At 66.3% G+C, this 8,121-nt stretch carries 11 protein-coding genes and 1 pseudogene; 2 read left to right on the forward strand and 10 right to left on the reverse strand.

Annotated features, from left to right (window positions below):
- Positions 1-395, reverse strand: a pseudogene (locus A2J02_RS19940) (anthranilate synthase component I); the annotation flags it as partial.
- Between the two features lie 56 nt (positions 396-451).
- Here A2J02_RS19940 and A2J02_RS19945 point away from each other — a divergent pair.
- Together A2J02_RS19945 and A2J02_RS19950 are read left to right on the forward strand one after the other, a co-directional pair.
- Positions 452-913 (forward strand): peroxiredoxin, encoded by a 462-nt coding sequence (locus A2J02_RS19945; protein ID WP_068052614.1) that lies wholly within the window; start codon positions 452-454, stop codon positions 911-913.
- 88 nt (positions 914-1,001) lie between these two features.
- Positions 1,002-1,508, forward strand: a complete 507-nt coding sequence (locus A2J02_RS19950; protein WP_068052632.1) for a MarR family winged helix-turn-helix transcriptional regulator — start codon at positions 1,002-1,004, stop codon at positions 1,506-1,508.
- Here the strand turns inward: A2J02_RS19950 and hisI are convergent.
- The 9 genes from hisI to A2J02_RS19995 form a co-directional block, all read right to left on the reverse strand.
- A complete protein-coding gene (gene hisI / locus A2J02_RS19955) occupies positions 1,499-1,852 on the reverse strand; it encodes a phosphoribosyl-AMP cyclohydrolase (protein ID WP_068052616.1) in 354 nt (117 codons plus the stop codon). The genes A2J02_RS19950 and hisI overlap by 10 nt on opposite strands.
- Positions 1,853-1,867: 15 nt before the next feature.
- Positions 1,868-2,641, reverse strand: a complete 774-nt coding sequence (gene hisF / locus A2J02_RS19960; RefSeq protein ID WP_068052619.1) for an imidazole glycerol phosphate synthase subunit HisF — start codon at positions 2,639-2,641, stop codon at positions 1,868-1,870.
- Entirely contained in the window at positions 2,638-3,468 is an 831-nt protein-coding gene (locus A2J02_RS19965) for an inositol monophosphatase family protein (RefSeq protein ID WP_068052622.1), read from the reverse strand. Before A2J02_RS19965 ends, hisF begins: the two co-directional genes overlap by 4 nt.
- Before the next feature lie 7 nt (positions 3,469-3,475).
- Positions 3,476-4,210, reverse strand: coding sequence for a bifunctional 1-(5-phosphoribosyl)-5-((5-phosphoribosylamino)methylideneamino)imidazole-4-carboxamide isomerase/phosphoribosylanthranilate isomerase PriA (gene priA, locus A2J02_RS19970; RefSeq protein ID WP_008715867.1), 735 nt, complete (start codon positions 4,208-4,210; stop codon positions 3,476-3,478).
- Between the two features lie 56 nt (positions 4,211-4,266).
- Complete coding sequence (locus tag A2J02_RS19975) at positions 4,267-4,473, reverse strand: hypothetical protein (RefSeq protein ID WP_068052626.1); 207 nt, start codon at positions 4,471-4,473, stop codon at positions 4,267-4,269.
- On the reverse strand, positions 4,470-5,099 hold the full coding sequence (gene hisH, locus A2J02_RS19980) for an imidazole glycerol phosphate synthase subunit HisH (protein WP_037192708.1): 630 nt from the start codon (positions 5,097-5,099) through the stop codon (positions 4,470-4,472). The genes A2J02_RS19975 and hisH overlap by 4 nt, the downstream gene beginning before the upstream one ends.
- A complete protein-coding gene (locus tag A2J02_RS19985) occupies positions 5,096-6,214 on the reverse strand; it encodes an MFS transporter (RefSeq protein ID WP_068052636.1) in 1,119 nt (372 codons plus the stop codon). Before A2J02_RS19985 ends, hisH begins: the two co-directional genes overlap by 4 nt.
- Before the next feature lie 61 nt (positions 6,215-6,275).
- Positions 6,276-6,899: an imidazoleglycerol-phosphate dehydratase HisB gene (gene hisB / locus A2J02_RS19990; RefSeq protein WP_032394340.1), complete on the reverse strand. Its 624-nt coding sequence runs from the start codon at positions 6,897-6,899 to the stop codon at positions 6,276-6,278.
- On the reverse strand, positions 6,896-8,026 hold the full coding sequence (locus A2J02_RS19995; protein ID WP_068052629.1) for a histidinol-phosphate transaminase: 1,131 nt from the start codon (positions 8,024-8,026) through the stop codon (positions 6,896-6,898). The genes hisB and A2J02_RS19995 overlap by 4 nt, the downstream gene beginning before the upstream one ends.
- Positions 8,027-8,121: the final 95 nt, after the last annotated feature.

An 8,121-nucleotide genomic window follows, 5' to 3' on the forward strand; every position in this document is an offset into this window, starting at 1 on the left:
AGACCGGGCAGCCGCTCCGAGTGCAACAGCTCCAATGTCCGCGCCAGCACTTCGAGAGGATCACCGCCGCTCGGCACGCCCGCGGGGACGTTGCCGCGCCATGCGGCCTCCCCGTCGATGACCGTGAGCGACGCCGGAGCGCCTGCACCGATGAACGACCACCTGGACCACGAGCTGCCGTTCTGCGCGGATTCGAGCAAGAAGGTTCCGGGCCGGTCGGCACCGAGCTTGCGGTATGCAGACAGTGGAGTCTCGGAGTCGGCGAGCACCTTTCGCGTCACGGGCACCACGCGGTGCTCTGCGGCGAGATGCCGGAACACCTCACGTGAGGTGGTCGAGTCCGAGTTCTCGGTATCGGGAGTGGGGCTGGGGTAGGTGGTCGTCTCGCCGTGCATTTCTCCATCCTCCCAGGTGCGGCAGGAAGGTCGGTGCTCGCGGTAACCTGCCGAGCATGAAACCAGGCGAGCTCGTTCCCGATTTTTCCCTGCCGGACCAGACCGGAAAGACCCGAACACTGACCGAATTGCTGGCGAACGGTCCGATCGTGCTGTTCTTCTACCCCGCTGCCTTCACCCCCGGTTGCACCGCCGAGGCGTGCCACTTCCGGGACTTGGCATCGGAGTTCGCCGAGGTCGGAGCAACCCGCGTCGGCATCAGCGCCGATGCTGTCGCCAAGCAGGCAGAGTTCGCCGCCGCCAAGTCCTTCGACTACCCGCTGCTCTCCGACGAGGACGGCAGTGTCGCCACCGCATTCGGCGTCAAGCGCGGTCTGCTGGCAAAGCTCTCCCCGGTCAAACGCGCGACGTTCGTGATCGGCACCGACCGGAAGGTCCTCGAGACCTTCTCGAGCGAAGTACGGTTCGAAGCCCATGCGGACAAGGCTCTGGAGTACCTGCGAGCACATCGCAGCTAGAGCACTGTCCGACGCGATGCCTCGGGTGGGGGGAACCTCGAGGCATCATGTGCAGGCGACAACCAACTCGATCGAGAGGTTCCCCGCGATGAACACGTCGGCGACACCGCAACACACGGTGGATCCCCGTTGGCTCACCGAGAGTCAACAGGAGGCCTGGCGATCACTCGTCGCGCTGGTCACTCGGTTGCCGGCAGCGTTGGACGCTCAGCTGCAGCGCGATTCGCAGCTGACCCACTTCGACTACTTCGTCCTCGCGACGGTCAGCGAGAATCCCCAGCGGCGGATCCAACTCCGCGATCTGGCCGAATACGCGAATGCGTCGCTCTCGCGCCTGTCACACGTGGTGACGAAGCTCGAGAAGGCCGGGTGGGTCGAGCGCGAGAGTATCCCGGGCAGCCGGGGATCCTATGCGGTGCTGACCGACGCAGGTATGGCCAAAGTCGTGGAATCGGCACCCGGGCACGTCGGCACGGTGCAGTCGCTGGTGTTCGAGGGTCTGTCCGACGCGGAGGTCGAGCAACTCGGGACCCTGAGTTCGACTCTGCTGGCGCAGTTGGACAAGGGAATAGCAGCGGGGACCGGTCACGCCTGAGTGTCGGGGCCCAACAGGACGTCGGCGTCGAAACAGGTGTGAGTGCCGGTGTGGCACGCCGCGCCGACCTGATCGACGACCAGCAGCACGGTGTCACCGTCGCAGTCGAGTCGAACCTCGTGCACGTACTGCGTGTGACCCGACGTCTCACCCTTGACCCAGTACTGCTGCCTGGACCGTGAGTAGTACGTGCCCTTACGGGTGTCGAGGGTTCGAGCGAGTGCCTCGTCGTCCATCCACGCAACCATGAGTACCTGACCGGTGGATCTTTCCTGCACCACGGCGCTGAACAGCCCGGCCTCGTTGCGCTTGAGCCGCGCGGACAGCGTCGGGTCGAGTGTCATCGGAAATCCTCTTCGCTATCGAACGACGATGTGCTCGGCGCGCATCGCATCCTTGACCTGGCCGATGGTGAGATCGCCGAAGTGGAAGACACTCGCGGCAAGAACGGCGTCCGCTCCGGCGTGCACAGCCGGCGAGAAGTGCTCTACGCTACCGGCTCCACCGCTGGCGATCACCGGCACATGCACCGCAGACCGAACGGCGGCGATCATCGGCAGATCGAATCCGGCCTTCGTTCCGTCGGCGTCCATCGAATTGAGCAGGATCTCCCCGACGCCCAGTTCTGCACCGCGCACTGCCCATTCGACGGCGTCGATGCCGGTGCCGCGTTTGCCGCCGTGCGTGGTGACCTCCCAGCCCGACGGGGTGTCCTGCTGCCCCTGAGGGACGGTTCGGGCGTCGACCGAGAGCACGATGCACTGTGAGCCGAACCGTTCGCTGAGCTCGCGCAGCAACTCCGGTCGGGCGATCGCAGCGGTGTTGACGCTGACCTTGTCCGCACCGGCTCGCAACAGCCGATCCACATCGGCGACGGTGCGCACTCCCCCGCCGACGGTGAGCGGGATGAAGACCTGCTCGGCGGTGCGGCTGACGACGTCGAGCATCGTGCCCCTGTCCGAGGTCGACGCGGTGACGTCGAGGAAGGTCAGTTCGTCGGCACCCTGCGCGTCGTAGGCGGCCGCGAGCTCCACGGGATCGCCTGCGTCACGGAGGTTTTCGAAGTTGACTCCCTTGACGACCCGTCCGGCGTCGACGTCGAGGCACGGAATCACTCTGACCGCGACGCTCATCGCACCGGTCCTTCCAGATAGTCGACGGGATCGCCGAGTTCGGTGATCACCTTCAGCAATTCTTCGTGCACGCCCGGTCCGGCTGCCAGGACCGATGCAGAGTCGACCGTCCACGGTTCACCCGCAAGGTCGGTGACGATTCCGCCTCCTGCGCGTACCAGCAGCGCACCGGCCGCGTTGTCCCAGGCACGGTGACCGAAGACGACTGCGCCGCCGAGTACTCCGCTGGCCGTGTAGGCCAGGTCGACCCCGGTGGCACCGTGCATCCGCAGTCGAGAGGAATGCATCGACAACTCTTCGAGAATGCGGAATCGAAACCGGCCCGGCAGCGAACCGCGGCTGGCGACATTGAACGCACCGAACCCGATCATGGACTCTCGCAACGCTTTCGGCTTCAGCATCGGGAGGGCGACACCGTTGAGCAACAGGGGCCCGCCTGCCACAGCGCCGAAACGCTGATCCACCAACGGCAGCCAGGTGAGCCCGAGCACCGGCTCGCCGTCGTCGAGCAACGCCAACAACGTTCCGGCCGAGGGCAATCCCGACGAGTAGTTGAAGGTGCCATCGATCGGGTCCAGCACCCAGACGAGTCCCGAGTTCAAGTCCGGTCCCCCGAACTCCTCACCGTGAACGGCGATTCCGGTGGCCTCGTACAATTCCGCACCGAGCCGCCGCTCCAATTCCAGGTCCACCGCCGTGGCGAAATCGTCGGGGCCCTTCTGCACCGCGCTCGGTGCGCCGACGCCGGCGACGAACCGATCGTGGATGCCGTCGAGCAGACCTCCGGCGATCTCGAGCAGACGAGTCGGGTCCTCGGGAAGGGTCATTCTTGCGTTACCGAGACACCGCGGCGAGGGCGTCCGGGAGCGTGAAACGTCCGGCGTACAGCGCCTTTCCGACGATGGAACCCTCCACCCCGCGGTCGACGAGTCCGGCGATCGCTTCCAGGTCTGCAATCGTGGACACGCCACCCGACGCGATGACCGGCTTGTCGGTCTTGGCACACACATCGGCGAGCAGTTCCAGGTTGGGTCCGGTCAACGTGCCGTCCTTGGTGACGTCGGTGACGACGTAGCGCGAGCACCCGTCGCGCTCGAGCCGCTCGAGAACCTCCCAGAGGTCGCCGCCGTCGCTCACCCAACCGCGACCGCGCAACCGCGGCGCTCCGTCGACGATGAGCACGTCCAGACCGACGGCAACACGATCGCCGAACTCGCCGATCGCGCGGGAGCACCACTGCGGATCTTCCAGGGCTGCGGTGCCGAGATTGACTCGCGCGCAACCGGTCGCCAGCGCCGCGCGCAGCGACTCGTCGTCACGAATTCCGCCGGACAGCTCCACCTTGACGTCGAGCTCGCCGACGACCGACGCCAGCAGCTCGCGGTTGGATCCGCGGCCGAACGCAGCGTCGAGATCGACGAGGTGGACCCACTCGGCACCGTCGTTCTGCCACGCGAGTGCGGCGTCGCGAGGCGACCCGTACTTCGTTTCGCTTCCTGCTTCTCCTTGAACGAGACGGACAGCTTCGCCGCCTGCGACATCGACAGCAGGCAATAAGACCAGGCTCACGTGCGGTTATGCTACGGGCCGAGCGTGTGTGAACCCAAAACGGGTCGACTGTGGTGTTACCGGAGTTCCTTGCGCGTCATGCGCGTGGACACCACACCCATTGCCGCGATCGCGCCGACCACACCGGCCAACGCGATGACCAGACCCACCCCGGCGCTCGGCTGCAGCACCGCGATCAGTGCCGTCGCGAGGGCGAGCACGATCACAGCCGCACCGAGTGCTCGAAAGGCCAAGCGCCCGAGTGAGAAATCGCGCTCGCTCACACCGATCGGACCCAGTTCTCGAGCAGCGCGGCCCCGGCGTCACCGGACTTCTCCGGGTGGAACTGAGTCGCCGAGAGCGCACCGTTCTCCACTGCAGCGAGAAACCGGCCGCCGTGATCGGCCCAGGTGAGCAACGGGGCAGCGATGGTGTCGCTGGGTTCGAGCTCCCACTGCTGCGCGGCGTAGGAGTGGACGAAGTAGAACCGAGTCTCGGGATCGATGCCGTCGAACAGCACGCTCTTCTCCGGTGCCTCGACGGTGTTCCATCCCATGTGGGGCAGCACCTCGGCCTGCAAACGCTCCACCGTTCCCGGCCACTCCCCGCAACCGTTCGCCTCGACGCCGAACTCGACGCCGCGGTCGAACAGGATCTGCATTCCGACGCAGATGCCGAGCACGGGACGTCCGCCGGCCAGGCGACGGCCGATGATGCGGTCGCCCTTCACCGCCAACAGGCCTTCCATGCAGGCGGCGAACGCACCGACACCGGGAACGACCAACGCTTCTGCGTTCAGAGCCTCGTCGAAGTCCGAGGTCACGGTCACATCGGCACCGACCCGGGCGAGAGCCCTCTTCGCCGAGTGCAGATTGCCCGAGCCGTAATCGAGCAACACCACAGAAGTCATGTGGGAAGTCTATCGGGGCGTGGTCTCGCGATGAGCGCCACCGCCGCGACGACGACCACCGTGGCAGCCGCGGCGGCGAATCCGGCGGTGTACCCCACACTTGTCGCCAGGACGCCGAGGGCGAGTGCGCCCGCCCCGGTCCCCGCGTCGAAGCTGATGTTCCAGACGGCGCTCGCGCTGCTGTAACGGGCGGGGCCGGCTGCGTCGAACGCCATCACGAGACTGTCGTTCTGGCATGCGCCGTACCCGATCCCGAACAGGACGGCTGCGACGAAGAACAGCGCCGCGGGCATGTTGCCGAGCGAGGCAATTGCGAAGAGAGCGATGCCGATCGCCGCCGACACCAGAGCCGGAAACACGGAGCGTCCGATACCGATTCGATCCGCCACCGACCCTGCGACGTATCGTCCGACGAGCATCGCGGCGCTGACGACGGCCAGTGCGAGTCCGATCATCGCGGCTCGGTTCGATTCGGCGATCGGCAACAGACTGGTGATTCCCCCGTATGCCGCGGACACCGAGGCCACGACGAGACACGGCACCAGGAATCGACGTACGTCGAGGCGAACCCGCTCGATCCTCGGCGGCTGCGGTGCGGGCCGGGTCGGCGGCAACAGCGCCACTCCGATCAGGCCGGCTGCGGGCACCAGAGCACCGATGACGAACACGGCCGTCGGACTAGCCGCGAAAATCACCAGACCCAGTGGCAGCGTGACCATCTGAGACAAGGCGACGGCGATGCCCTGCGCGCCCGTTGCCCGGCCGAGCAACGCGGTCGGAGCGAGCTCGGCGACGATGGCGGCACCGGCGACCGTCAACATTCCGAACCCGGTGCCCCGCAGGGCGGACACCGCCAGCGCCGGTGCGGCCTCGACGGAGACGATGAACAGCAGCGCGGGTAACCCGAGGAGCAAGCATCCGGCCGCGAGAACCGCGCGGTGGCCGACCTTCATCAGCATGCTCGGCACGAACAGTTGAGTGATCACCGTCGTGGCCATGAAGATCGCGGTGCTGGCAGCCGCCACTGCATCCGATGCCCCCGACTGGGACACCGCGAGGGGGACCACCGGAAGCAGCAGTCCCCAGCCACCGAACGACGCCGCACCCATGGCCATCGCGGCCGGAAGACCGCGGATGGAGCTCAGGCCGCTCAATGCACGAGCGCCGATCGACCGATCACAGACTTCCCTTGGTGGACAGCACACCGGTGACGCGGGGGTCGTACTCCGTTGCCTGACGCAGCGCCCGAGCCACAGCCTTGAACTCGGCCTCGGTGATGTGATGCTGGTCGCGGCCGTAGATCACCCGGACGTGCAGTGCGATCCGGGCATTCGAGGCCAGCGTCTCGAACACGTGCTTGTTGATCACCGTGGAGTACGGAACGCCGGGATAGCCGCCGATGACGGAGTGCACCATGTAGTCCGGCTCGCCGGTGTGTACGCAGTACGGACGACCTGACACATCGACGGCCGCGTGCACGAGCGTTTCGTCCATCGGAATGAACGAGTCACCGAACCGAGTGATGCCCGCCTTGTCGCCGAGGGCCTGACCGAGGGCCTGGCCGAGCACGATCGCGGTGTCCTCGACGGTGTGGTGCGCCTCGATCTCGATGTCGCCCTTCGCGCGCACCGTCAGGTCGAAACGAGCATGGGTGCCGAGCGCGGTGAGCATGTGGTCGTAGAACGGAACGCCGGTGGAGATGTCGACGATGCCGGTGCCGTCGAGGTTCAGCTCGACCGAGATGTCGGATTCCTTGGTGGTGCGCTCGATCTTGGCGATGCGGGGAGCGGGTGTGGTCACTTCGGTGCCTCTGCTGTTTCGGTCGATGCGAGTGCTGCGCTGACGGTGAGGAATCGGTCGTTCTCGTGCGCCAGTCCGATGGTGACGCGAAGATATCCGGGGATTCCGACGTCCCGGATGAGCACGCCTTCGTCCAGGTACCGCTGCCAGGTCACGGCCGCATCGGAGAACCGGCCGAAGAGCAGGAAGTTGGCGTCGGACGGCACCACGTCGTACCCCTGGCGGCCGAGAGCCGCTGCCACCCGATCTCGTTCGGCGGAGAGTTCGGCCACACTCCCGAGGGTGTCCGAGGCATGCCGCAGGGCCGCTCGCGCAGCTGCCTGCGTGACGACCGACAGGTGATACGGCAAGCGCACCAACAACATTGCGTCGACCACGGCCGGGGCAGCCACCAGATATCCCAGCCGACCGCCGGCGAACGCGAACGCCTTGCTCATCGTTCGGCTGACCACGATCTTGCTGGGGTAGCTCTCGATCAACCCGATCGCGCTCGGCGCAGAGGAGAATTCCGCGTAGGCCTCGTCGACCACCACGATTCCCGGTGCCGCGTCGAGGATTCGGCGCAGATCCGCCTCGTCGATGCTGTGGCCCGTCGGATTGTTGGGGCTGGTGACGAACACGACGTCGGGTCGACGTTCTTCGATCGCCTGCACTGCATAGTCGACGTCGAGAGAGAAATCTGCCCGACGCTTCGCCGGAATCCATTCGGTCTGCGTCCCGGAGGAGATGATCGGGTGCATCGAGTACGACGGTACGAAGCCCAGCGCGGTGCGATCCGGTCCCCCGAATGCCTGCAGCAACTGCTGCAGAATCTCGTTGGAGCCGTTGGCCGCCCACACGTTGGCGGTGTCGACAGCGAAGCCGGTCTGCTCGGTGAGGTACCGGGCGAGGTCGGCCCGTAATTCGTCGGCATCGCGATCCGGGTAGCGGTGCAGCTGCCCGGCGGCGACCCGAACGGAGTCCGCCACATCATCGATCAAAGCCTGCGTCGGCGGGTGCGGATTCTCGTTGGTGTTCAACTGAACCGGCACGATGAGCTGCGGCGCACCGTACGGTGACTTGCCGATCAGTGCCTCACGCAGTGGGAGGTCGTCCAGCGAGACCGCCTGTCCCAGAGCATCGGTCATGACGGATCACCGGTACGCAACCCTTCGAACCGCAGCCGCACCGCTTCTCCGTGAGCCGGCAGGTCCTCTGCGTTCGCGAGCGCAATGACGTGTGC

It is taken from the genome of Rhodococcus sp. EPR-147, from assembly GCF_001647185.1.
Lineage (GTDB): Bacteria > Actinomycetota > Actinomycetes > Mycobacteriales > Mycobacteriaceae > Rhodococcoides.